This window comes from Thermosynechococcus sp. QKsg1 (genome assembly GCF_031586415.1).
Taxonomy (GTDB): domain Bacteria; phylum Cyanobacteriota; class Cyanobacteriia; order Thermosynechococcales; family Thermosynechococcaceae; genus Thermosynechococcus.
This window is the reverse complement of the sequence record NZ_CP134200.1, coordinates 1310738-1335472: the sequence shown is the minus strand read 5'-3', so window position 1 is coordinate 1335472 and position 24735 is coordinate 1310738. Positions and strand designations below refer to the sequence as shown.

General features: G+C 53.7%; 19 protein-coding genes and 1 pseudogene. 5 read left to right on the top strand and 15 right to left on the bottom strand.

Going from position 1 to position 24735, the window contains the following annotated elements:
- Positions 1–77 precede the first annotated feature (77 nt).
- Both thiL and RHP47_RS06705 read right to left on the bottom strand, forming a co-directional pair.
- Entirely contained in the window at positions 78–1064 is a 987-nt protein-coding gene (gene thiL, locus RHP47_RS06710) for a thiamine-phosphate kinase (RefSeq protein ID WP_226972047.1), read from the bottom strand.
- Positions 1065–1066: 2 nt separating this feature from the next.
- Entirely contained in the window at positions 1067–1576 is a 510-nt protein-coding gene (locus tag RHP47_RS06705) for a TIGR02652 family protein (protein ID WP_149819327.1), read from the bottom strand.
- Positions 1577–1753: 177 nt separating this feature from the next.
- On the opposite strand from RHP47_RS06705, the gene thiO reads away from it, so the two are divergent.
- Positions 1754–2860 carry a glycine oxidase ThiO gene (gene thiO / locus RHP47_RS06700; RefSeq protein WP_310840030.1) on the top strand — a complete coding sequence of 369 codons (1107 nt, stop codon included), beginning with the start codon at positions 1754–1756 and terminating at the stop codon, positions 2858–2860.
- Here the strand turns inward: thiO and rpe are convergent.
- Positions 2857–3552: a ribulose-phosphate 3-epimerase gene (gene rpe / locus RHP47_RS06695; RefSeq protein WP_149819323.1), complete on the bottom strand. Its 696-nt coding sequence runs from the start codon at positions 3550–3552 to the stop codon at positions 2857–2859. The genes thiO and rpe overlap by 4 nt on opposite strands.
- Before the next feature lie 195 nt (positions 3553–3747).
- Here rpe and RHP47_RS06690 point away from each other — a divergent pair, with 195 nt between their 5' ends.
- A complete protein-coding gene (locus RHP47_RS06690; RefSeq protein WP_149819321.1) occupies positions 3748–4419 on the top strand; it encodes a hypothetical protein in 672 nt (223 codons plus the stop codon).
- 2 nt (positions 4420–4421) lie between these two features.
- Here the strand turns inward: RHP47_RS06690 and RHP47_RS06685 are convergent, their stop codons facing one another.
- The 5 genes from RHP47_RS06685 to RHP47_RS06665 form a co-directional block, all read right to left on the bottom strand.
- Positions 4422–5018, bottom strand: a complete 597-nt coding sequence (locus RHP47_RS06685) for a tRNA-(ms[2]io[6]A)-hydroxylase (RefSeq protein WP_302680045.1) — start codon at positions 5016–5018, stop codon at positions 4422–4424.
- A complete protein-coding gene (locus RHP47_RS06680; RefSeq protein ID WP_149819316.1) occupies positions 5011–5502 on the bottom strand; it encodes a universal stress protein in 492 nt (163 codons plus the stop codon). The genes RHP47_RS06685 and RHP47_RS06680 overlap by 8 nt, the downstream gene beginning before the upstream one ends.
- A 180-nt stretch (positions 5503–5682) precedes the next feature.
- Entirely contained in the window at positions 5683–6360 is a 678-nt protein-coding gene (ubiE, locus tag RHP47_RS06675) for a bifunctional demethylmenaquinone methyltransferase/2-methoxy-6-polyprenyl-1,4-benzoquinol methylase UbiE (protein WP_149819314.1), read from the bottom strand.
- Between the two features lie 9 nt (positions 6361–6369).
- Positions 6370–8652: a cache domain-containing protein gene (locus RHP47_RS06670; RefSeq protein ID WP_149819312.1), complete on the bottom strand. Its 2283-nt coding sequence runs from the start codon at positions 8650–8652 to the stop codon at positions 6370–6372.
- An 88-nt stretch (positions 8653–8740) separates the two neighbouring features.
- Complete coding sequence (locus RHP47_RS06665) at positions 8741–13438, bottom strand: translocation/assembly module TamB domain-containing protein (protein ID WP_310841380.1); 4698 nt, start codon at positions 13436–13438, stop codon at positions 8741–8743.
- Positions 13439–13601: 163 nt separating this feature from the next.
- On the opposite strand from RHP47_RS06665, the gene RHP47_RS06660 reads away from it, so the two are divergent.
- On the top strand, positions 13602–14321 hold the full coding sequence (locus tag RHP47_RS06660) for an SDR family oxidoreductase (protein ID WP_310841378.1): 720 nt from the start codon (positions 13602–13604) through the stop codon (positions 14319–14321).
- Here RHP47_RS06660 and clpX read toward each other — a convergent pair.
- From clpX to tig, 3 genes are all read right to left on the bottom strand, one after another.
- Complete coding sequence (gene clpX, locus RHP47_RS06655; protein ID WP_149819308.1) at positions 14318–15640, bottom strand: ATP-dependent protease ATP-binding subunit ClpX; 1323 nt, start codon at positions 15638–15640, stop codon at positions 14318–14320. The two genes, RHP47_RS06660 and clpX, sit on opposite strands and share 4 nt — an antisense overlap.
- Positions 15641–15672: 32 nt before the next feature.
- Positions 15673–16362 (bottom strand): ATP-dependent Clp endopeptidase proteolytic subunit ClpP, encoded by a 690-nt coding sequence (gene clpP, locus RHP47_RS06650; RefSeq protein WP_149819305.1) that lies wholly within the window; start codon positions 16360–16362, stop codon positions 15673–15675.
- Positions 16363–16446: 84 nt separating this feature from the next.
- Positions 16447–17901: a trigger factor gene (gene tig, locus RHP47_RS06645; RefSeq protein ID WP_286627169.1), complete on the bottom strand. Its 1455-nt coding sequence runs from the start codon at positions 17899–17901 to the stop codon at positions 16447–16449.
- Between the two features lie 264 nt (positions 17902–18165).
- On the opposite strand from tig, the gene RHP47_RS06640 reads away from it, so the two are divergent.
- A complete protein-coding gene (locus tag RHP47_RS06640; RefSeq protein ID WP_286627142.1) occupies positions 18166–20265 on the top strand; it encodes a TIGR00300 family protein in 2100 nt (699 codons plus the stop codon).
- A 58-nt stretch (positions 20266–20323) separates the two neighbouring features.
- A complete protein-coding gene (gltX, locus tag RHP47_RS06635) occupies positions 20324–21781 on the top strand; it encodes a glutamate--tRNA ligase (RefSeq protein ID WP_286627140.1) in 1458 nt (485 codons plus the stop codon).
- On the opposite strand, the gene RHP47_RS06630 is transcribed toward gltX, so the two are convergent.
- The 4 genes and pseudogenes from RHP47_RS06630 to RHP47_RS06615 form a co-directional block, all read right to left on the bottom strand.
- Positions 21771–22265 carry a pentapeptide repeat-containing protein gene (locus RHP47_RS06630; protein ID WP_286627139.1) on the bottom strand — a complete coding sequence of 165 codons (495 nt, stop codon included), beginning with the start codon at positions 22263–22265 and terminating at the stop codon, positions 21771–21773. The genes gltX and RHP47_RS06630 overlap by 11 nt on opposite strands.
- Positions 22266–22311: 46 nt before the next feature.
- Positions 22312–23116, bottom strand: a pseudogene (locus tag RHP47_RS06625) (IS630 family transposase).
- A 310-nt stretch (positions 23117–23426) separates the two neighbouring features.
- Positions 23427–23930 (bottom strand): hypothetical protein, encoded by a 504-nt coding sequence (locus RHP47_RS06620; RefSeq protein ID WP_149819297.1) that lies wholly within the window; start codon positions 23928–23930, stop codon positions 23427–23429.
- Positions 23927–24727 carry a site-specific DNA-methyltransferase gene (locus tag RHP47_RS06615; protein ID WP_286627138.1) on the bottom strand — a complete coding sequence of 267 codons (801 nt, stop codon included), beginning with the start codon at positions 24725–24727 and terminating at the stop codon, positions 23927–23929. Before RHP47_RS06615 ends, RHP47_RS06620 begins: the two co-directional genes overlap by 4 nt.
- Between the last annotated feature and the right edge of the window lie 8 nt (positions 24728–24735).

Below are 24735 nucleotides of genomic sequence, written 5' to 3'. Positions count from 1 at the left end.
ATATTCCTTGACGGCGGTGCCCGACCTCAACACCCATGCCTGCTTCAGGCAACTAATCCGCTCCCTCAAGCGATCGCCTAAAAGTGCTGAAAAAGTTGATCGGGCTGCAGGGGCAATAATTCACCATTGAGCTTGAGTTGCACTTTCTTTTCAGGAATCATTTCCCCAACAATGGCGGCTTGCTCACCCGCTGCCCTACAGAGCTCTTGAGCCAAGTCTGGGGCAAGACACAACACCAGCTCAAAATCTTCACCGCCATAGAGGGCCCAGTTCAAGGCCTGCGGGCGATCGCTATAGCCCACCATCGGAATTTGCTCTGCCCAAAGAATCGCACCCACCCCACTGGCTTGACAGAGTTGCAAGACGGCAGCCGCTAGACCATCACTACTATCCATGCCAGCAAGACGCGGCGGGGGCACCTGTTGGCGCAACCATTGGACAATATCCAATCGCGGTTGGGGGCGTTGATGGGCTTGAATCCACGCTTGCCGTAGTTCTGCGGACACAGTACTGGCCCACTGCGGATACAAAAGGCACTCGAGACCAGCGCGGGAGGCACCATGAACCCCCGTCACGACAATGACATCCCCCACCCGAGCGCGATCGCGATAAATAATCCGTTCTGGCGGCGCACTGCCCAAGACCGTGATGCTGAGACTGAGAACGCTAGAGCGACAGGTATCACCACCGATAATACTAGTGCCGTAGGCTTGGGCACAGGCAGCCATCCCTTGGTAAATGCCCTCAATCGTTGCCACAGGACAGTTGCGCGGTGCCGCGAGACCCACCGTTAACCCCAAGGGCAATGCCCCCATGGCTGCAAGGTCGGATAAATTGGCGGCCAGCGATCGCCAGCCCACATCCACCGGCGTCATCGTTACGGGGGTATCGGTCATGCCTAAACTAAAGTGCACCCCCTCAACCAAGACATCGGTACTCACAATCAGTTGTTCACCGGGGGGTAGCGACAAAACCGCTGCATCATCGCCAATCAATTCCCTGTGGCAATAGGGGCGCAGGCGCTCAATCAATTCCAATTCGCCACAGTCGGCGAGGGTGAGCATCACTAGTCAAACATCCGAAAATAGGGGGGACGAATGGGGGCGCCGGGTTCTTTTTCGAGATCAAAGTTAATCACATCCCAGCGCTCCTCTTGGCTAGCGGGGGGGCTAAACTCAACGGGCAAACCAAAGAGGCGCAGCATTTGGGGATCTGTGGGGCCTCGCCAAGGGGTACTGCGTTCGAGGTAGGCACAAAAGAGATCCCGATAGCGTTCGGCAATAATGACTTTGGTGGCACGGTAGCCTTGGGTGTAGAGGCGATCGAGGGCATCGTGAATTTCAAAGCGAATCCCGTCGGGGTGGGTGTGCTGGCGATACCATTCGCCGTCCCAGAGGCGCCAAATGCGGCCAGATTGCAGGTGCATTAATTCCCCCGTTTTGGCATCGGCTTCAAAAGGACCGTGGCGCGGGCACAGGTACGTATCGGTGAGGGTCAGGGCGGGAATAACTTGCCGACAGTGGGGACAACGGATTTCAGGGCCAAAGATCGGGTAGTGAGAGCCGGATGAGATCATGAACAGTTACCACATAGCGGCAGCAAATCCACCGCGATCGCCCTTATTATAACGAGTTGACTTCAGGAGCGGAAAACAAGGCGCCGTTCCCCCTCAATTGGGTGGTTTGGGCTACCCTTTAAGGAGTGGCAGGTGCCAAGATAAAGAAATGCGTAAATTGGGATTGAAGCGTCAAGAATGATCCTTGGGGATGAGCAGCGAGACATTTTGATTATTGGTGGCGGCACCATGGGGCTGGCGATCGCCATCGAATTGGCATTGCGGGGAGCACGACCCACCGTTCTCAGCCGTCAGTTTCGGGAAGCAGCGCTCCATGCCGCAGCGGGAATGTTAGCCCCCCAAGCAGAAGGCTTGCCCGCAGGCGCCATGTGGAATTTGTGTACGGCAAGCCGCAATCTCTATCCCAGTTGGATTGATAAGCTTGAGCAACTGACGGGCATGGATGCGGGCTACTGGCCCTGTGGTATTTTGGCACCCGTGACCGATGAGCGGCAGCGCGATCGCGCCCACCCTATGGAACCCGACAGCCGCTGGCTCGATGCGTCTGAACTTGGGAACTATCAACCGGGCTTTGCGGAGAGTGTCCTAGGGGCTTGGTGGTTTCCCCAAGATGGGCAGGTGAATACCCGCAACTTGGCCAAGGTCTTGGTGAGTGCCGCTCGCATTCTAGGAATCGAAGTGATTGAGGGCATTAGTGTCCAGCGGTTTCAGCAAACCCCCCAAGGGGAGATTACAGCCTTGGAGAGCGATCGCGGGCGTTGGTCTGCGGGGATTTATATTCTGGCCACAGGCGCATGGGTACAAAGCCTACTTCCCCTACCCGTCACCCCCCGCAAGGGGCAAATGTTAGCCCTAAAACCGCCGGGGCAACCCCTGCTCAACCATGTGATCTTTGGCGATCAACTCTATCTCGTGCCGCGTCGCTCTGGCAAAGTGGTGGTGGGTGCCACCAGTGAGGATGTGGGTTTCCAGGAGGGAACGACGGTTGCTGGCCTGCAAGCACTGCTGAATCGTGCCACCGCCGTTATTCCAGAGTTGGCCAGTTACGAGGTGATTGATACGTGGTGGGGCTATCGTCCAGCCACCCCCGATGATTTACCGATTTTGGGGGAAGGGCCAGCGACCAATCTTTACTTGGCAACGGGGCATTACCGTAATGGCATTTTGCTTGCCCCGATTACAGCGAAGCTGATGGCCAACTTGATTTTGCATCGGACGGGCGATCGCCACCTGAAAGCCTTTTCGTGGCAGCGATTTCAAACGCCGTCAGCAACCAGTGCCTAAGCAGTCACCAACTCAGGACTAGGACGTTTGCTATGGCGGATGCCCGCGATCGCTGCTGCGTAATCCGGTGCCTTGAAGACCGCTGAACCGGCCACAATGGCATTGGCACCGGCCTCGAGAACTTGCCACGTATTGTCCGCCTTGAGACCGCCATCCACTTCGATCCATGGGTCTAAACCGCGCTCTTCGCACAGTTGCCGTAGTCGTCGAATTTTTGGCAGCACTGCTGGAATAAACTTCTGACCCCCAAAGCCGGGGTTAACACTCATAATCAAGACGAGGTCACAAACATCGAGGACGTACTCAATGAGTTCAAGAGGGCTAGAGGGATTGAGTACTACCCCTGCCTGTTTGCCCAGTTCGCGGATTTGACAAAGGGTGCGATGCAGGTGAGGCGAGGCATTGTGTTCAGCATGGACAGAGATAATATCTGCACCGGCCTTAGCAAAATCGGCCACATATTTTTCTGGCTCGACGATCATTAAGTGCACATCGAGGGGCTTTTGGGTCAAGGGGCGAATCGCCTCAACAATCAATGGCCCAATCGTGATATTGGGAACAAAACGACCATCCATGACGTCGACATGGATCCAGTCGGCTCCCGCCCGATCCACCGCTTGGATCTCTTCACCCAAACGACTGAAGTCCGCAGAGAGAATGGAGGGAGCAATCACGACGGGCTTAGCACTCATGACCGATTGATTCCGTAAATAACGTTACAGTTGTTCCCAGTGTACCGAGCGATCGCCCCCACAGCAACTCTGCACTGCAAAGACCACTTTGGCAACTGCCTATGCATAGCCACTGCCAGCCAACGGTACATTTTATAGTAGGCAACAAAGAGCACGTCTGCACCACCAGACCATCATCCAAGGGTGAGACACCAAATGTTCAAACAGCGCACCAAGATCATTACCATTGCAGCCGGGTTGCTGGCCTCAACAATGAGTAGCTGTGGCTTCATGGTCACTGAAACAGAAATTACGGATCAACCCGTTGCTCCCCCCGCAGCCGCTCCCACCACCCCTGAACCCACCGAACCCGGTACCGCTGGATCTGCGGTTGCCGCCTTAACCCCACCCACCAACCCCAAAACCTACATTGAGGGACTCTCGAATATTGGTCGCCCGAATCCTTTTGAGCCTGTTCCGCCACCAGACACGGGTGGTGTTGAGAATGGTGGCATGGAAAATGGTGGCACGGTTGAAGGGGGTGGCAATGGCACTGCTGGAACAGTGGGCAATGGTGCAGGTACGGGTGGTACCGCTAGCCGACCGACACCCCCCCCGCCACCGCCCCCACCAGTGGACGCCCAAGCGGTGAAGGTTTTTGGTGTGGCTGCCGTAAATGGTCGCCTACAGGCAATTATTCGCTCACCCAAAGAGAATGTCACCCGTACGGTGCAGGTGGGGGATACAATCGCTGGCAATGTGCTTGTGCGGGCCATTGATGCCTATGACACCACACCCGCAGTGGTTTTAGAACAATTTGGTCAAACGGTGCGCCTTACGGTCGGTCAGCCCGCCACTGCGCAAGGGGCAACACCACCAGCAATCTAGGGCTAGCTGTGAATCCGCGGCAAGGGGTAGGGCGTGCTGAGAATCTCACTCTCAAGGGCAGCCAACTGCTGCAATCGCTCTGCCACCACCTCTTGGCCAAAGGACTCATAGGCCAAGTACCAATAGGTGCCATAGTGACGTGCCTCAGAGGTCACAAGGCTGGCAAAAAATTCTGCTAACTCCCGATCTGGGCAATGCTGAGCCAGCAGTTGCAATCGTTCGTGGCTGCGAGCTTCAATCAATGCGCAAACCAATAGGGTATCCAAGAAGCGCTGGGGTTCCTGCGGGCAGACAGCGGCATTCAAGCGAGAGGCGTAGGGGGGTGCACTGAGGGGGGCAAGGGAAATGTGGCGGCGTTCCAGTTGCTGATTGACTTGACGGAAGTGATCGAGTTCCTCTTGGGCAATATCGGTGAGGGCATCCACCAATCGCTTGTGGGAAGGATAGCGAAACATTAAGTTAATGGCAACACTAGCGGCTTTGCGCTCACAGTGGGAGTGATCGAGCAAAATCGTATCTAGGTGAGCGATCGCCTGCTCTACCCACTCAGGACGGGTAGGTTGCACAAGAAACTTAATGCGAACGGGCGTCTCAATCACGGCGGCGCTGGACGGTGAGGACAGAACAGGGGGCGTTGTGGAGCACATAGTTGCTGACACTGCCGAGGAAAAATTCACTCAAGCCCTTGAGACCCCGCCGCCCCAGCACAATCAAATCACTTTCCCAATCTTTGGCCAGATCACAAATGGCACGACCCGCATCCCCTAGGGCTTGGGTAAATTCTGTGGGCACCCCTTTTTCAGTGGCAATTTGGGTGAGGTTGCGCAGCATATCCAAGCCTTTTTGCTCAAAGTTTTCCCACTGCTCCGCATAGGCACGCATCACTTCCTCGTGGAGTCCTACATAGACCCCGGAAGCCAAGGGGGTGGTAAAGATCGGGTCAGGATAGGATTCATTGGTAGGTGAGAGGACATGAATGAGCATCATGCGGGCTTGGTAGTGCTGTGCCAAATCCAGCGCCGTTTGAAAGACCTGTTCTCCCAGTTCACTGTCGTCAACGGCAACGAGAATTTTTTTATACATACTGCCCTCCAAATGCCCTGTGGTTCGCCTACAGCCTTTTTCACAGCCATTGAGTATCACTGAGAGCTACTTGCCCCCATTCCTAAAAGCTGATCAGGCCTCCTCAACCGTATAGAAAAAGGCTGTACTTATAGCTTAGAGGATTGGCCAAGGAGTGAAGCCTAACATTTGTAACCTAGATTACTTTTGGGCAACAGTAATCGCCATGAGTCCCCCCAGCAGAGGGTAGTGTTTCACGTGCTGAAAACCCACGTTTTGAATTAGATCACAGAGGGTGGCTGGGCTGGGGAAAGCCTGAATACTCGGCCACAAATAGTCATACTCTGCGGCCAAGCCATACTGACGCGCGGTGGGCACGACCCACTGTTGCAAGTACCATTGCTGAAATTTCTGGAGTGCGGGGGTTTGGGGATGGCTAAAGTCAAGAATGGCTGCCCGCCCAGCGGGGACAAGCAGCCGAAACATTTCCCTGAGGGCTTGGGGAATATCCACGACATTGCGCAGCCCATAGCCCATGGTGATTCCTTGAAAGGTTTGATCTGCAAAGGGCACAGCCAAAGCATCCCCCTGAAGCCATTCAATTTGCGGGTAATGGCAACTGCGTTGACGGGCGATCGCCAAGGGTGCTGCCGCAAAATCCAACCCCACCACCCGCCCCTGCCGCCCCACCCGCCGCGCCAGCACACGAGTCAAATCCCCCGTGCCACAGCAGAGATCTAAAGCCGTTGCGCCTTCAGGCAGTTCGAGCCAGTCCACGGCCATTTGCTTCCAAACATGGTGAAGACCAAAGCTCAGTTGATCATTGAGGCGATCGTAGAGGGGGGCAATGCGCTCAAACAGGGCTTGGATATCGGTCATGGTTTAGCCTTAGCGCTGGCGACGCTGACGCAAATAGTTCGCCTCACGGCGTAATTGCTGAAAGTACTCCGTTTCGGTAATTTCGGCCACCTGCTGCCGCCGTTTTTCGTGATCAATTTCCACCCTTAGCTCTTCGATTTGCTGCTGCATCGCTTGTTCACGCTGTTTGCGCTCAGTAATGTCCTGCACCAATCCTTCATAGTAGAGAATCTTGCCCTCGGCATCCCAGACCGCCCGCATATCCAATTCAACCCAGATGATCTGGCGATCGCGCCGATAGGCCTTGAATTCAAAATGTCCCGTTGTTCCTCCAGTCGCAAAATGATTCAGAATCTCATCACGGGTGCTGGCTTCCACATAGATTTGGTCGCGAATACTGGTGACGCTCTGCACCATTTCTTCAGGAGAGTCAAAGCCAAAAATTCTGGCCATGGCGGCATTGACCCGAATAAACCGATTTTCTGTTGACGCCTGAAAAATCCCCTCAAGGGCATTCTCAAAAATACTGCGGTAGTTTTCCTCAGCAATGCGCAGTGCTTCCTCGGCGCGAATGCGATCGCTAATATCAATACCGACGGCAACCGTATGGGTACCCTGCATGTATTTTTGCAAAGCCACGAGGTAAAATGCGGTTTGACTATTGCGCTTAACGGAGATCACCCGTGAGGCAAATTGATCGGGAGAATCCACAAACTCCTGCATAAAGGCTGCCAACTCTCTATCCTCACGCAAAAAGCCCAAGGGACGACCAATAAACGCCTCTGGTGGCAAATTCAAGGTTTCTGCCAACTTGCGATTCACCCCCTTATAGATGCCCTCGGCATTAATCCACGAGATCGTACCCGGTACAGCATTGAGTACCGCCTCAAACTGTTCATTGGCCTCAAGCAGTTCATCACGAATCTGCTCAAGGGAGCGGTTTTTCTGGGCTAACTCCTCAAAAGAGATCCGCAACTGGCGCATCATGGCATTAAAGGCATTGGCCAGTTCTCCCACCTCATCAAGGGAGTGCACCTGCACCAGTGTCGTCAAATCCCCTGCCTGCACGCGGCGGGTCGAAGTCGCCAAGGATTGAATGGGTTTGACAATGGCATTGGCCGTGAGATAGGCCCAAACACTGGCCAACAACAGGGCACCAAGGGTAATGGCAAAGGCCACCAACCGTTTCTGGGTGGTCATGGTATGAATCCACGCTTGGGACTTCCCCACAAAGGCGATACCAATGGGCGGTGGATGCGGCAAATCGAGCTGCTGGCGAAAGTCCTGCAATGGACTGTAGATCGTTACATAGGGAGAACCCAAAATGTCAGTTGTGCCGAAAAACGTTTTGCCCTGATTGAGCACTTGAGTGGCCACTTCGCGAGCAACGCGGGTACCAAGGGCGCGAGTCTGACCATCGGTGTAAGGTACATTGGTGGCAATCCGCAAATCTTGGGCAAAAATTGTTGCCACCGTATCTACCGTGGACCATTCTGTGGTGGCATCCACAAGATCCGGCATATTGTTGAGTAAAATGCCCGTCAGAATTAGCCCCTGAAATTGGTTGTTTTCATAGAGAGGCTTTGCGGCAAAGGCCAGTAAGCCAATATTGCCGTCCGCAATGGGGTAGGTACCCACAGGGGCTGGCCGTTGCTTGGCGGGTAGAGTTGCAATGGGTTGAGGACGCAATGTGATCTTGGCCTGCTGGGCTAAGCCCAGTTCTTGTAACTGCTCACGACTGAGGAGCACCAGACCGCTAATCATCTGCTGGCGATCGCGAGCCACTTGAAACATCGGTAAGTGAGCAATACTGCTGGCTTGATGTGAGCTGAGACGATAGTAGGAATGGGTTTCGGGGGTCAAGTCAAGGAGTGCCTCTCCCGTTTTAGCCAAGACCATTGTTTGCTGGGCGAGTACCTGACCACTAGCATCGCTCACCAGCATCAGATTCATGGGACGCTCAGTAGTATCCACCTCCTCAAGCAGATCGCGGATAGTGGAGGGATTCATCATACGGGTGAGGGGTTGACCCACGTGCTGCACATACATCCCATTGGCAATCAAGAGGGCTTGAATGCGGGACTCATAGGCCAAGTTATCAATTTCCCACTGCAAATCCTGCAAGCTAGAGCGCAGTTGCTGCTCAAGTTGACGATCGAAGTTATGATTACTGACCTGAATCAGGGCTTCGGTAATAATCACGGCTGGAAAGAGCGCCACAAGAGCCAAGGCCAAGGTAAATTTCCAACGCAGACTTAACCGCTGCCATGCGGTCGAGAATCGTTGAGATAAGGCTCTAGCGGAATTTTTCATCAAGATTGATACCGAGGGTACTGCAACTGCCGCAATTGTCACCTTCCAAGCTTGAGCGTTGCTGGCAGTACATTGATCTTAGACGACCTTAAAAACGGTAACGGAATTCAATAAAGCCTGTGCCCTCACCACTGGTGCTCACCTGTCCGCCAAGGCGAATCTGCTCTGTCACCTGAAACCCAAGGTTAAACCGCGTCGGATCACTGGGAGCGGTGAGCAACTGCAAGAGGGAAACCGAGGTAAAACTGTTCACTTGAAAACCCAGTTCAGCCCCTAGGGCAAGGGTTGGGGCTTGGCTTTGAGCCTGGCGATCGGGGGGCACCACCGCTGGAAACATCCGAAAGGAAGTGCGGTTGCCCGTGGCCTGATCAATCAATGCCTGTAGGTTGTTGAAAAGAGCTGATCCGGCAAGACTGGCCACCGCCGCTTCTCCCCCCACTTGGTTGAGATCCGCAATTGAACCACCGCCCATCAAGGCAAGGAGTTCGGTCGTGCTGCGCGAAGGGGTACTGGATAGCTCAAGCACCGCAGGCAAATTGGTTTGCAATTGACTGGCACGACCATTGATGCGGGCAGTAATGCGAACGGTATTCAGCGTCCCTAAACTGGTGGCTGTGAGGGAACCCGCATCGGAGAGTCGCGTCACGGTGCCGGGGGTATAAACTTCAGTGGCAGTGGCAGCAAGGGTGAGGTTGAGTTCGGGATCCAAGCCATTGGCAGGGGTAAAGAGCACATAGTTATCCGCTCGCCGCTGGAGCAAAAAGAGGGTAGTGAACAGATTCAGTTGCCCGCCTGTGAGGCGAATTTTGCCGTCAGGCTGGAGACTATCGAGACTCCCATTGAGGGTTAAACTGCCAGTGGCCGTTAGGTTGAGAACGGGCGATCGCGTCACCCGCAAGGCATCTGAGATATTAATTACCAAGTTATCAAAAGCTAGGGGTTCAAAGGGACTGTCAGCAGGAGTGGCTAACCCATTGCCATTGACCAAACCATTGATGGCGCCTAAATCCAAACGGCCTTGGCTGAGTTGGACACTGCCCCCCAAATCAGGACTCAGGAGAGTATCCGTAATCACGAGGGTGCCCTCTACGGTGCCGCGATAGATATTGCCGGCATTCACTTGCAAGCGTCGCAAGGACGCGGTGAGGGGGGTCGCAGCATCAGGATCATCGGGGACCAAGGGAGTCTGAATCGGTAACACCCCTGCCATCGTAATTTGCCCTTGGCTAAAGAGACCTTGAATGCCATCCACCCGCAGGCGATCGCGATCGAAGCGCACCCGCGCACTGAGATTAGTCACCGGTTCCTCAAAGGCGGGAGTTTTAATCACCGCATCATCCACACTCAGGACGCCATTCACCATCGGCTCCGCCCACGTTCCCCGCAGTTGGGCTTGGAAAACTCCCTTTCCTTGTTGCCATTGCACCTGATCGGTAAAGAGGTTGATTAATGACAATCCTTCGTCCTTGACACTCACATCTAGGGCTAACTGCGGATCCACCACGGGTCGCGGGTCAAGGGGATAGATCAAGGGAACCGAACCTGTCACCATGAGCGGTTCTGGCGTATCCAAGCGGGCGATCGCCTGAAGGGCAAGACGATTTTGGGCGTAGCGGAATGTGGCATTCGCTGCCTCCAAGGGACGTTGATTCAACCGACCCTCCGCAAGGGTCGCCTCACCGGCGAGAATGGGCTGCTGCCATGAGCCAGTCAACACCGCTTGGGCATTCACCTTACCGTCCACATCCACCCCCGGCGGCAAAAGACTTGCCACAAGACTCACAGGGAATTGCTCTAGCCGCAGTTGGGCATTTTGCTGGTTACCGCCAAGAATGCCATTGACGTTTAATTGCCCACCATTCACAAGCAGATTGAGGGTTGTCAGCACCAGTTGATTTTGGGCAAAGCGACCGCGACTCAGAAACTGCTCAACTGCGTAATTTCCCCACTGCCAATTGGCGCCCTTGAGATCAAAGCTGGCCACCAGACCCGACTGCGGGGTTTGACTCAGATTGATTTGGCCATTAAAAGTCCCCTGAAGTTGCTCCAAGGGGGGCAGCAGCTCCGGCCGCCGCACCAAAGCCGCTTGGGCTTGCAGCATCTCAATTTCGGCAAGGCGGCGAATTTGTGTTAGCACTGAGACTTGCAGACCTTCCCCTGCGGTGGGTGTGCCCAAATCTGCAGCAGTCCCCCGAGCGGTGGGTTGGCCAATCCCGAGGACGATGGCGAGTCCCGTTAAATCCGCTAAATTGCCTTGGGCAATCGTCAACTGCGCCCCCAATTGTTGAGGCTGGAGATCGGCAGTGAATTGATAGCGACTTTCCCCTTTTGTAAAAAGGCCAGATTGAATCGTCAGGCGATCGCGACTCAGACGGAATTGCGCTTGCAGGCGATCGCCCCGCCATGCCCCTAACCCCGGTCGCTCTACGGTAAAACTACCCTGCCCCCTCGTCCAATTTTGCAACTGGAGATTGCCTGAGGCCAGTCCTGCGAGAATGGCTTTTTCGGGGAGTTCCGAGAGCCGTAACCGCAGGGATTCCACAGGAAACTGCTGCAGACGCAGATCAAAGCTCTCCCCTTGGCGCTGGCCGATCAGTTGCGCCTGTTGCCGTTGAACCAGCAGTGAGCGGGGTAAGCCATCGGCATCCAAACGAAACGCCAAGCGATCGCCCCCCCCCTGTAAATTGAGGGCTGCCCCCTGTTGTTGGCTCAAGGTAACCGTGCCCGTGAGTTGAGGGGCAAAGCGCAAATCATTCACCGCCAATCCTTGGGTGAGCAGTGCCCCCTGAAACTGGAGCCTATCGAGGCGGCCTGTGAGTTGGCCTTGAAAGGACGTGGTACCTGCAAGGGTGAGGGGAACGGGGGGATTCGGTTCCAAGAAAGTGCTTAAGGTACTCAGGGGGAGATTTCTGGCTTGGATGCCCAATTGAATGTCAGTGGGTTGTAAGGCCGCTAAATCAACACCAATAGTGCCTTGGGCGCGGATCGCACCGAGGGTGGCTTCTTGCACTTGCAATTGCTGACCATCCCAGTTCACAACTGCAATCAGCGGATCACCCGTGGGGGTTTGATCCACTTGCAGATTGGCACTAGCTCGAATCGCTGGTAGCGTTAGTTGATCCACCCGTCCTTGGGCGATCGCCTGCCCACTGAGACGACCTTGTAACTCTTGATTCAACTGCCGTAGGGGAATATTCTCAGCCTGAGCCTGCAACTGCCACTGACCGGCGGCGGCTTGCACTTGACCCCGCAGACTCCCCCCTAAAAACTGCATTTGAAACTCAGGAACGAGCAGTTGAGTTTGCGTCAGACGGGCGGTGCCCCGCAGTGGATACTGAGCCGTCGGTAGTTGAAAGGCGGCATTGGCCTGCCAAGCCTCTGGGGTACGCAGATTGCCACCAAAGTCCAGTTGTGCAAACCCCTCCCCTAGGGACACGGGCGGAGCCACATCGTAGCGGCGGGCGATCGCCTGCAGATTCACCTGCTGCACTTGTGCTTGGCCACGAAACTCGCCCGTGGGTTCTACCCCAACCGTTGCCTGTACCTCACCGCCATCCACCAACTGGGCGCGAACCTCCATCAGCCTAACCCCTTGCTCAAGGGACGCCATAAACGGCAGCCGTACCTGTTGCAGTTGCAGTTGATCCACTTGGAGCGGTGTTTGGCTGCGCAGTTCACCTATGACTTGGGGATTCTCCAGATCCCCCTGCACGCGAAGGGTGGGAACTTCCACTTGACCCCGCAGGGGAACCGGTGGCGTAATCCCCAAGGCCGTTAAGGTAGGGGCGAGATCAAACCTCGGCACTTGCGCTTCAATGTTCCAGCCGCTTCGGAGACCGACGGTGCCTTGAGCCTGCCAGCGGACATTGGCGATCGCCCCGCGCAAATAGTGCAGCTTTGCCTGATTGCCCTGCAATTGCACATGGGCCTGTAATCCCTTGATGTCTTGGGGCACAAAGGCCGTGCGTAAAGTACCATCCCGCAACCAAATTTGACCCGTGACTTCGGGGGTTTCTGGTAAAGGCAGACGAACCCGTAATTGCCCCTCCAATTGGCCGCCTTGGACACGAATGGTCTCTGGCAGAATCTCATTCCCGCGCGCAAGGGGAATCTTACTGAAGCGCAAATCCAGTTGTCCTGATTCTTGGGGTTGGTTCCAGTCCCCCTGCAATCGCCATTGGCCACCCCCGGCCAGTTGTCCTTCCGCTTGACCTTCGAGGGCAAAATTCTGGCGATCGGGCGTCAGGGTCAATCCGCCATGAATTTGGTGCAGCAGGTAGGCAGGACGCCGAAAGGGTTGAACCAGCACAGAGCCATCCCGCACCTTCACCTTGATTTGATTCAGTTGAAACAAGCTCGGCTCCTCCTCTGGCAGCTGAACTTCTGTGCGCCACCACCGCCCTTGGGCATCCTGAACCACCGTGAGTTGGGGTTGGTGGAGAGTCACGTCGAGATCTAATTTTTGACCTGTCAGAAGCTGCCATGGATTAAAGGCGACTTCAATGCCATTGATTAGCGCGTTGTCCAACTCGGGAGTGCCATCTTCTGGCGTGTAGCTGGGAACCGCTGAGGAGCCAAAACGAACAACATTCAGCCCGACGTGCTCAACGCCGCCAATTTCCACTGGCCGATTGAGACGCTGTTGTAGTTGTTGGGCAATTTCAGGAGCCAATTCATAGTGCACAAACCACCACGCCCGCGTTCCACCGAGCACCACCAAGGCAATCATTCTCCATCCCCACTGACGAGACCAAAGGGTAAAGGGGGGTTGTGGTTGCTGCGTCATTCATCCCAACTCCGTCACACCTAGGCAAGACGCTTAACAGCTCAATCCTAATACGCAGAACAAAGGCTCGTCTTTCTAAATTTGATTGCCCAAGCGATGGGTAGGTTCTGGGCAATTCAAGAAACGCTAGGATAAAAGGATGAACGTAAAGAAATGTAACAAAATGAGTGTCTTAGCAGATCGTGTGGTGTTAGTGGTGGGTGCCACAGGTGGCATTGGTCAAGCCGTTGTTGAGCAACTCCAAGAAACGGGTGCCAAGTTGGTCTTAGCGGCTCGCTCGAGCGATCGCCTGCAAGCTTTGGTAGAGCAGCTTCCCTCCTCAGTCACCGTACAAATTCAGCCCTGTGACATCACCCAACCGCAGCAAGTGAGCGAATTAATGCAAGCCATCCGCAGTGAGCAGGGACGCCTCGATGTATTGATCAACGCGGCGGGGGCTGGCCTCCTCAAGCCCTATCAAAAAATTACTGCGGCTGAACTGGATCAGATGCTGGATCTAAACCTTAAGGGTTGCTTTTACACCAGCCAACAGGCTGCCGAACTCATGAAAGAGCAACAACAGGGACACATCTGCACCGTTGTCGGTATCCTCGGTAAACATTCAATGGCGATGGGGTCAGCCTACTGTGCTGCGAAATTTGGGGTGGTGGGCTTCAGCAAGTGTATGGCCGAAGAACTCAAGCGCTATGGTATTCGCTTTAGTCTGTTCTACTTTGGCGGTGTGGATACGCCCTTTTGGGATGCCGTCAGCCTCAAAATCGATCGCCAGAAACTGCTGCGACCGGCCACCGTTGCCCGTCTGATTCGCGCTACCCTAGAAACGGATCCCCATGCGGTTCCCCTTGAGTTGAGCTTGATGCCCGATAGCCACATCTTCTTCTAAGCAGAAAGTGTAGGCAGCGAAGAAGGATGCAGGAGTAGTTCAGCCGTGGAGCGTTTTTCCACCATTTCGGGCGTGATGGTACATTCGCGGAGGTCTTTGCGGGAAGGCAGTTCGTACATCACGTCCAGCATAATCTCTTCAACAATAGCGCGCAGGGCACGGGCACCGGTTTTACGACGGTAGGCCTCTTGGGCGATCGCCTCTACCGCCGCCGGTTCAAAGCGCAACTCCACACTGTCCATGCGCATGAGTTTTTGGTACTGCTTCAGGAGCGCGTTTTGAGGTTGGGTAAGAATTTCTGCCAAGGCGGCCACATCCAACGGCTCTAGCACGGCCACCACGGGAATACGGCCAATGAACTCTGGAATCATGCCGTACTTCACCAGATCGTGGGGTTCCAGTTGCTTGAGAATATCCGCAGAGCGTTTTTCCTTGGGGAGGGGTTCGCCATCGCGGACAAAGCCCATTGCCTTCTTGCCCACCCGCTGCTCAATGGTTTTCTCTAAACCAACAAAGGCGCCCCCACAGATAAAGAGGATATTCGTCGTGTCAATTTGAATGCAGTCTTGGTAGGGATGCTTGCGCCCCCCCTGCGGCGGCACATTGGCGATCGTCCCCTCTAGCATCTTCAGCAGCGCCTGCTGTACCCCTTCCCCGGACACATCACGGGTAATTGAAGGATTTTCACTTTTGCGGGCAATCTTATCAATCTCGTCAATATAGATAATCCCCCGTTGTGCTTCCTCCACATCCATATTGGCGGTTTGCAGCAAGCGCAGCAGGATATTTTCCACATCTTCCCCCACATAGCCGGCTTCCGTGAGGGTAGTGGCATCGGCAACCGCAAAGGGAACATCGAGGAGCTTCGCCAATGTCTGAGCCAAGAGGGTCTTGCCAGAACCCGTCGGGCCAATCAGGAGAATATTGGACTTCTGCAGTTCGACGTTGTCATCGCCCCGCTGATCACCATCCAAAAGACTCAGGCGCTTGTAGTGGTTATAGACCGCAACTGAGAGGATTTTCTTAGCTTCATGCTGGCCGACCACGTGCTTATCAAGAAATTCCTTGATTTGCCGAGGCTTGGGCACTTGGCTGAGGGGCCGACTGCGGGGTGTGCTGCGGGGCGATCGCGACGGTGTGGAGTCTCGACGGGGAGCCGCCGCATTGGGAACGGTGGCCAATTCCTCATCGAGGATTTCATTACACAGTTCTACGCATTCATCACAGATATAGACCCCAGGGCCCGCGATGAGCTTACGCACCTGTTCCTGTGACTTACCACAAAAGGAGCACTTGAGGTGGGTATCATATTTGGCCATAGGGAACCTCTAGGGTTGCACGTAGGGTGTACTTAGTGGCTAGGGAGGGTCTGCCGCGTCACCACCTGATCAATCAGACCGTAGGCCTTGGCCTCTTCAGCGGACATAAAGAAATCCCGCTCCGTATCAGCTTCAATGCGCTCGATGGGTTGCCCCGTGTGTTGTGACAAGAGTTCATTGAGCTTGCGCTTGTGGTAGAGAATTTCCCGCGCTTGGATTTCAATATCCACTGCCTGACCCTGGGCACCTCCGAGGGGCTGGTGAATCATGATCCGCGCATGGGGCAGCGCCATCCGTTTGCCGGGGGTACCGCCAGACAGTAAGAAGGCACCCATACTCGCCGCCAAGCCAAAGCAGAGGGTACACACATCGGGGCGAATGTGCTTCATGGTGTCGTAGATGGCCATGCCGGCTGTAACCGAGCCACCCGGTGAGTTGATGTACAGGTAAATGTCTTTTTCCGGATCTTCGGCATCAAGGAACAGAAGCTGCGCCACGATGGAGTCAGCAACCGCATCATCAATGCCTCGGCGATCGCCTGCGCCCCCCCCTAGGAAGATGATCCGCTCCCGCAGGAGCCGCGAGTAGATATCAAAGGCTCGTTCACCCCGCCCCGACTGCTCAACCACCATCGGCACAATATTGGCATGGGTAGGCGGCAGATTGAGCGCTGGAGAGCGCAGAATGGCACTGAGGGGATGGTCGTAACGCGATTGCAGCATAGTTGCCTAGAATGACGGTTCGTTTGTAATTAATTGTAACTAGTGGTTTGTCCCCGTAGGGATCATCACTTTCATTATGCCGAACTATTCTTGGGCTGGGGCAGAACTTGCTTTTTTCCCAGAGCGTTTTTGCGGCTTAGATGGCTTTTCAGCAACGGCCTCCGTCTGGGTATCTTTGGGCGCTTTAGCAGTCGCTGTGGGCTGCTCAGTGGCTGTGTCGGACTGCACTGGCTGAAATGTATTTTGCTCTAGGAGCCAGTTGAGGGCTTCCTCCTGCTGCACTTCATCGTGGGCAAATTCGCGGAGTCGTTCTAGATCCTTGGCTGTTTGGTTGCCCAACACCTCTTTGTAGCGGTTCAGCCGTTCCTCCACTGCGTCGGGACTAGGTTCAATGCCCTCTTGACGAGCGATCGCCCTCAACAATAAACGGGAGTGCACCTCCTTCGCTGCCCCCGGCTCTGCCTCTTGACGCATTTTTTCGTAGAGTTCCTCGGTCATAATCTTGTTGAGATCAACGCCTTGGGACTGAATTTGCATCAGCGTCGTCCGCACCTTCACATCTGCCTCTTTGCGGATCAGGGTTTTTGGCAATTCAACTGGATTTTGGGCAATGAGGGTATCAATGAGGGCAGCTTCTTTCGCTTTCTTGTCTTGATTTTCAGCTCGCTCCTGATGGTTTTGTTCCAGATAGGCCCGCAATTCTGCCATCGTACTGAATTCACTGTGCTCAGCGGCAAAGGCATCGTCTAGGGGGGGCAGTTCCGGTGCTTTAATCCCTAGAAGTTCAATCTCAGCGGTCAATTGTTTGGGGATTTCTGCTTTCCCTTCCTCGACTTCCTCAGCAATAGACACCGTCACCGTTTTGGCTTCACCGACACTCATGCCGACAACAGCAGCAGGAATTTCTTTGATCAAAAAGGGTTGCTCTTCATCGAGGGACAGGGGCAGTTCATCTGCTGAGAGTTCCTTCACCACCTCCCCATTTTCATCTTTGGTCACCAGTTTTAGGGTGACATCATCGCCCCACTGAGCGGGCCGGTCTTCGACGGGAATGAGGGTGGCGTGCTCCCGTTGGTGCCGCTGCAAGAGCTTCTCAACAGTTTCGGGATTGTAGGTGACGGGATTGTACTCAATGGTTAGCCCTTTATAGGCTGTGACTGTCACTTCTGGTTCAACATCAAACGTGACGCTGAAGGAAAAGTTTTCGCCGGGCTGAAATTGCTTCAGTATTTCTGGAATGTCCCCTTGAAGTTCAAGATTACCCAAGTAGGGGATATTGTTCTTTTCGACGGCGGCTTTAACGGTATCCTCAATCAGTTTTTCCATGGCCACATAGCGCAGCCGCTCTTTGCCAATTTGCTGCAATACCAGCTGCCGGGGGGCTTTGCCCTTGCGAAATCCGCGTAGCTGTGTATGGCGAAGGAGATCATTGACCACTTGGTTATACACCTGTTGAGAGTGTGCCCCCGAAACCTCAATCGTGGCGAGGAGTTGGCTATTGGCACGGGGTTCAGTCGCCATGGAAATGATGTCAGTCACGTCAGTCAAGGTCATTCCCCTTCGCAAATGGTGTCAGTTGGCTGTGCGCGATCGCACAAATTATAATTTTAGCGCAGATTTCCCCTGCTATTTGCAAATGGAGTTGCGCTTAAAGACACAGGGCAATGGGTGTAATGTCAAGGTTTGATGACAAAACTAATCGTCAGGATCCCCACTGCCTATAGAATAAAAGTTTGTGATGGGTGCCGTGTAGCCCACACCTAGACTGTTTTCACAAATTGCAACGATTTCTAAACAACCCCTATGAGTTCAACCCTGCGATTCCTCATGTGCCCTCCCACCCATTATGAGGTGGACTATGTAATCAATCCTTGGATGGAAGGAAATATCCACAAGTCCTCCCGCGATCGGGCACAGGAGCAGTGGCAAAAACTCTACGAAATTATCCATGCTCGGGCAACGGTTGACCTGATTGAGCCGCAGCCGGGCTGGCCGGATATGGTGTTTACGGCGAATGCGGGCTTGGTGCTCGGCGATCGCGTGGTGCTCAGTCGCTTTTATCATCCAGAACGTCAAGGGGAAGAACCCTATTTCAAAGCGTGGTTTGAATCTCAGGGGTATCAAGTTTTTGAGCTACCGCAGCAACTGCCCTTTGAGGGAGCCGGAGATGCCCTCTTGGATCGTGAGGGTCGCTGGCTGTGGGCAGGGTATGGCTTCCGTTCAGAATTGGATTCCCATGCCTATTTGGCGAAGTGGCTGGATATTGAAGTCCTCTCCCTGCGGCTCATGGATGAGCGTTTCTACCACCTTGACACATGTTTTTGTCCGCTCACGGATGGCTACTTACTTTACTATCCTCCCGCCTTTGATGCCTACTCCAACCGCCTGATTGAACTGCGGGTACCAGCGGATAAACGAATTGCCGTTAAAGAGGCTGATGCGGTCAACTTTGCTTGCAATGCCGTCAATATCGATCGCACGGTGATTCTCAACTGTGCCAGCCAAGAATTGAAGTCCGCCCTTGCCCAAGTGGGCTTTGAGGTGGTGGAAACGCCCCTGACAGAATTTCTCAAGGCGGGGGGTGCAGCTAAATGCTTGACCTTGCGGGTGACCGAACCCGTGCGCGAAGAACTCCATGCCACGGCGACAATTCCCAGTCGGGTCATTCATCTGGAGGGACACCTCCTCGACTCTGGCCTTGTGAACCGTGTCCTAGACACAATTGTGGAAAGTGGCGGCAGTTTCCAAGTCCTGCAATTTAATCTTGGCGAACAACGGCAAAGTCCCTCCCAAGCGGATATTCGGGTCATGGCGCCCGATGCCGAGGTCATGGATGCGATCATGGCGCAGTTGATCACCCTCGGTGCGATTTTACCGCCCTCAGAGGTGTGTGATGCGACCCTCGAAACCGTCACCCAAGCGGGGGTTGCCCCGGATGATTTCTATGTAACCACGATTTATCCCACAGAGGTACGAGTTGCCGGCGAGTGGGTTCGGGTTCAAAACCAACGCATGGATGGGGCGATTGTGGTGCGCTCAACCCCGGAAGGCACGGTGGCGGAGTGTCGCATTCTGCGGGATTTAGAGGTGGGCGATCGCGTGGTCGTGGGCGTCGAAGGCATCCGCACGATTCGGAAAACGGAAAGCCAGCGCAGCACCCAAGAGTTCACCTTCATGGGATCAGGGGTCTCCAGTGAACGCCGCGTCGAACTGGTGGTGGAACAAATTGCTTGGGAACTGCGGCGCATCCGCGATCAGGGGGGCAAAGTGATTGTGGTGGCCGGCCCAGTGGTTATCCACACCGGCGGTGGTGAGCATTTAGCCAAGCTGATCCGTGAAGGCTATGTCCAAGGACTCCTCGGCGGCAACGCGATCGCGGTGCACGATATGGAGCAGGCGATCATGGGCACCTCCTTGGGAGTGGATATGCAGCGGGGCGTTCCTGTGCGGGGCGGTCACCGTCACCACCTGAAAGTGATCAATACCATTCGTCGCTGTGGCAGCATTGCCAACGCCGTGGCTCAGGGCATCCTCACCAGTGGCGTGATGTATGAGTGTGTGAAGAATAATGTGCCCTTTGTCCTAGCGGGGTCAATCCGTGATGATGGCCCACTGCCCGATACCCTCATGGATTTAATTGAGGCGCAGCGGGAGTATGCCCGCCTGATTCAGGGCGCAAACATGATTTTGATGCTCTCGTCGATGCTGCACTCCATTGGTGTCGGCAATATGACCCCCGCCGGGGTGAAGCTCGTTTGTGTGGATATTAACCCAGCGGTCGTCACTAAACTAGCGGATCGGGGTTCTGTGGAATCCGTGGGCGTGGTCACCGATGTGGGACTTTTCCTCAGCCTGATGGTGCAGCAGTTGGAGCGGCTGAATCGTCCCTATACCCTTGCCTAGAAGCTTTTCAGCCAATGGGGTAGGATCGAAAAGGCAATTTTTGTATTCGAGGTCAGCAGTGACAGTTCGTGTTCGTTTAGCACCGAGTCCGACAGGAAATCTGCACATTGGGACTGCCCGTACCGCTGTGTTCAACTGGCTTTACGCCCGCCATCGGGGAGGGAAATTCATTCTGCGGATTGAGGATACTGATCGCGAGCGGTCTCGACCCGAATATACCGAGAATATCCTTGAGGGCTTGCAATGGCTGGGGCTGACGTGGGATGAAGGCCCCTATTTCCAGAGCGATCGCCTTGATCTGTACCGCCAAGCGATTCAAACCCTTTTGGACAAGGGACTCGCCTACTACTGCTACTGTACCCCTGAAGAACTCGATGCCCTACGCTCACAACAAAAAGCCAAGGGACAAGCCCCGCGCTACGACAACCGTCACCGTCATTTGACCCCAGAGGAGCAAGCCGCCTTTGATGCCGCAGGACGCACCCCCGTCATTCGCTTCAAAATTGAGGACGATCGCCAGATTGAATGGCAGGATCTGGTGCGTGGTCGAGTGAGTTGGCAGGGGGCTGATCTGGGGGGCGATATGGTGATTGCGCGAGCTGCCCCCCGCGGCGAAATTGGCTACCCCCTCTACAACTTGGTGGTGGTCGTCGATGACATTGCCATGGGCATTACCGATGTCATTCGCGGTGAAGACCACATTGGCAACACACCCAAACAAATTTTACTCTACGAAGCCCTTGGCGCCACTCCCCCCAACTTTGCCCATACTCCCTTGATTCTCAACTCAGCGGGACAAAAACTCTCAAAACGAGATGGGGTGACCTCCATTTCTGACTTCCGAGCCATGGGGTATTTAGCCCCCGCCTTGGCCAACTACATGACACTCTTGGGTTGGTCGCCCCCTGAAGGGATAGGGGAACTCTTTACCCTTGATCTGGCGGCGAAGCACTTTAGTTTTGAACGAATTAACAAGGCAGGTGCCCGCTTTGATTGGGATAAGCTCAATTGGCTCAATCGTCAGTACATTCAGCAACTAGAGCCAGCAGAACTTTTGGCAGAACTGATTCCCTTATGGCAGGGGGCAGGCTATGCCTTTGATGAGGGGGGCGATCGCCCTTGGTTGCTTGACCTTGCCCAACTCCTTCAACCGGGTCTCAACACCCTCAAGGAGGCCATTGATCAAGGGGCAGTTTTCTTTGTACCCACCATTACCCTTGATGCTGAAGCAATGGCTCAGCTGAGCCAACCCCAGAATGCGACGATTTTGGCGTACCTACTAGCACACTTGCCGACAGAGCCAAGGCTCACAGTGGAGATGGGACAACACCTGATTCAACAGGCCAGCAAAGCCGCAGGGGTCAAAAAGGGAGCAACGATGCGATCGCTGCGCGCTGCCCTCACGGGTGCTGTCCACGGTCCTGATTTAATGGCCACGTGGCAAATTCTCCACCAACGGGGCTGGGATCAACCGCGACTTGCGGCAGCATTGAAACAGGCACAGGTTACTTCCTAGGGGCTGGGGGGCGATCGAAGATCGTTTGGCTTAAATTAGCCCCACTCAAATTTGCGCGATCGAGATCTGCCCCCTTCAGGTTTGCAGCCGTCAAATTCACATCAATCATGTTTGCCCCCTTCATGACCGCATTCTCCAAATTGGCACCGCTAAGATTGGCATTGACAAGGTTACTAAGGGTGAGGCGTGTTCCCACCAGTTGTGCCCCTGCCAAATTGGCATTGACCAAAATCGCTAGATAGAGACTGGCACGGTTCAAGTTTGCCCTTTCCAAATTGGCGCCAAAGAGATTCGCACCCGCCAGATAAGCGCCCTCCAAATTGGCACCTGCTAAATTCGCCTTAAACAAATTGGCATCCATTAGGTTCGCGCCCCGCAGATCACAGTTGGGACATTGGCGCGTTTCCAAGAGTTGTCGCACATGGGCAGGATTTTCAGCCTTAGCAACCGCTGGTACAACCAATTGTAGGAGGACTAGAGACAATGCTCCTGCTCGTAGCTTTATAGCTATTCCAATAGAGAATGAGATATCATCCAGCATAATACTTGCGAATCACTTCATCCATAGAACAGTTTAACCCTGCATACATCCGCGCTCGCTTCAGCGCACTAAAGTCGTGCTCAATCACATTCAAATCAAGAGAGTATTTCGGTAAAAATAACACCTCGTGACCCGCCGCTTTCACCACTGCCTGAATCACCCCTTTCGGATGAATCGGTGCATTATCCATCATCAACAACGAACGTTTCTCTAACGCTGACAAACAGTACTGACTCAGCCAGCTCACAAACCCTAACGCATTCAAATATCCTGAAAACAGCATCGGCGCTATGAAGTCTTTCTGGTGTCTATACCGTCCTGCGACTACACTCTCTCTTTTCTGACGCTTCCCAACTCGCTCTCCATTAATTTGTTGGCCTCGCGCTGACCACCCATACTCACACGCCACTCGAGAGTCAAACCCCGTCTCATCGATAGACACCACCGTTTCCTCCCCATGGCTCTCTACCCATGTGTTGAGCTGCTGTTGATACGCTTGCCGCTCTGCCTCACACCGTTCTTGGTAACGCATCTGTTTTTTTTCGGGTGATGCCCATCTGGTCGAGGGCGTAACTAATGGTGGAAACTTGGACGCCAAATCGCTGGGCACGGTCGATTAAACGGTCATCGGGATGGGCAGCAACATCCGCTGCTAAGGCTGCCCAATCGAGTTTCCAAGGACGACGGGGGACAACCGTGGGGGCTAAATCCTCTCGCTTCAGCCAGCGATGGATGGTGGCGCGACTCACCTGAAAGATTTGAGTCGTTTCACTGATTTTGCCGCCTTGCTTGATATAGGAGACAACCCGCTCTCGTCAGTCCAAGCTATAGCTCATATTCTTGAGTAACATTCATGACGCTTTGAGGATAGCCTATCCCTCTTGAAAATATCTCACTCCCTTTCGAAATAGCTATAGCAGTAACAATACTACAGCATCCCCCCTTGCCTACCGTGATTTCACGGAGGTTTTATCTTTCGTTTAGAAAAAAAGAATAATCTGAACGGCATCAGTACAGCTACTGGGTACTAGTTGATAGGAGTACCTCCAAGGTGTAAGTCAGAGCTGCACTTAGTACAATTGACTCGTTTGCAGGTAAATTCGATTAATTATGGGAGCTACTGCTTTGATAGACAACACGACCATGCTCCCTAGCCCAGGTTTCCGAGAAGCTGATATGGGAGATGGCATTCCGACTTTGATCAAGCTGACGATTTGCTTCGGTAAGTACATCACTGGGTTCTAGCTCGTAAATCACTTTGCAGTTGATTTGGTTTTCCTTCTCAAAAACGGCTAAGTAAATTTTTGTGTTGCGGGTAATTCGTGTAAGTGATTGGGCACGCTTTTCAGGAGGTTCCTTAAACATTCGGTCAAGCTGACCGCTTCCACCTTCTATACAAGATAAATATTCATACTTTTCACTTGGGTCGCTAATGGCATGAGCATCGGCATCACGCTTAGAATCAATTAGTTCGTGACCTAGCAGGTCAGCAATAATCATTTCCTTAACTAACCCCGGTTGCAGTAGGTTGCGAATACCAATTGTTTGAGCAAGTTGAGACGCTTGACGGATCAGATCAACAATTTGACGATAAACTTGCTGTTTCACCAATCAAAAAGCCTCCCCGCGATTTCATACTCTGCCTCACGTAATCTCTCGTTTGCTGCTTGGACAAACTTTTGATCTTGCTCAATAGCAATGAAATGCCTTCCCAAGCGTTTACAAACTACAGGGGTTGTACCGACACCGGCAAATGGATCAAGCACTAAGTCACCCTTATTAGAGCTTGCTTTGACTAAGCGTTCAATCAGCTGCTCTGGCTTTTGAATGGTATTGAGTGCTTCGCGAGCTACTAGTTCTTTTGACTTATACGTGAGCTGTTTAATATCTCCCCAGACATCTCCTGGGTTTTTACCTTCTTCATTGAATTTAGTTTTGCCATACTTACCATTAATCACTGATGGTACCCGCTCACAACGACGACGGTGCTCTAGCTCTACTAGCTGTGGTACCCGAATAGCATCTAAGTTAAAGGTTTTGGGACGCTGGCCTTTAATAAAGTAACAAATAAGATCATAGTTATTTGTGTAGTTGATCCGTCCTTGGGCTAGGCGACTGGGCTGATACCAGACAATTTTTGCCTGTAAGTTAAGAAATGGACGGTAGTCAATAAAGTCAATACAATCAGGTTTACCAAAAAGGTAGAGCGCTCCTCCCTCTTTCAATTTTTCAGCAAAGATGGTGATGAGTTTGAGGTTAAACTCTTGGATGTTAGAGATGCGATCCCATGGATTGGTGGTTACACCGTAGGGGCCGTCGCAAATAATGAGATCAATGCTCGCACTTTGAATCTGGGGCAAGAGGGTAAAAGCATCAGCTTGGTAGATACGATCGATCTCTAGCATGCTTTCGC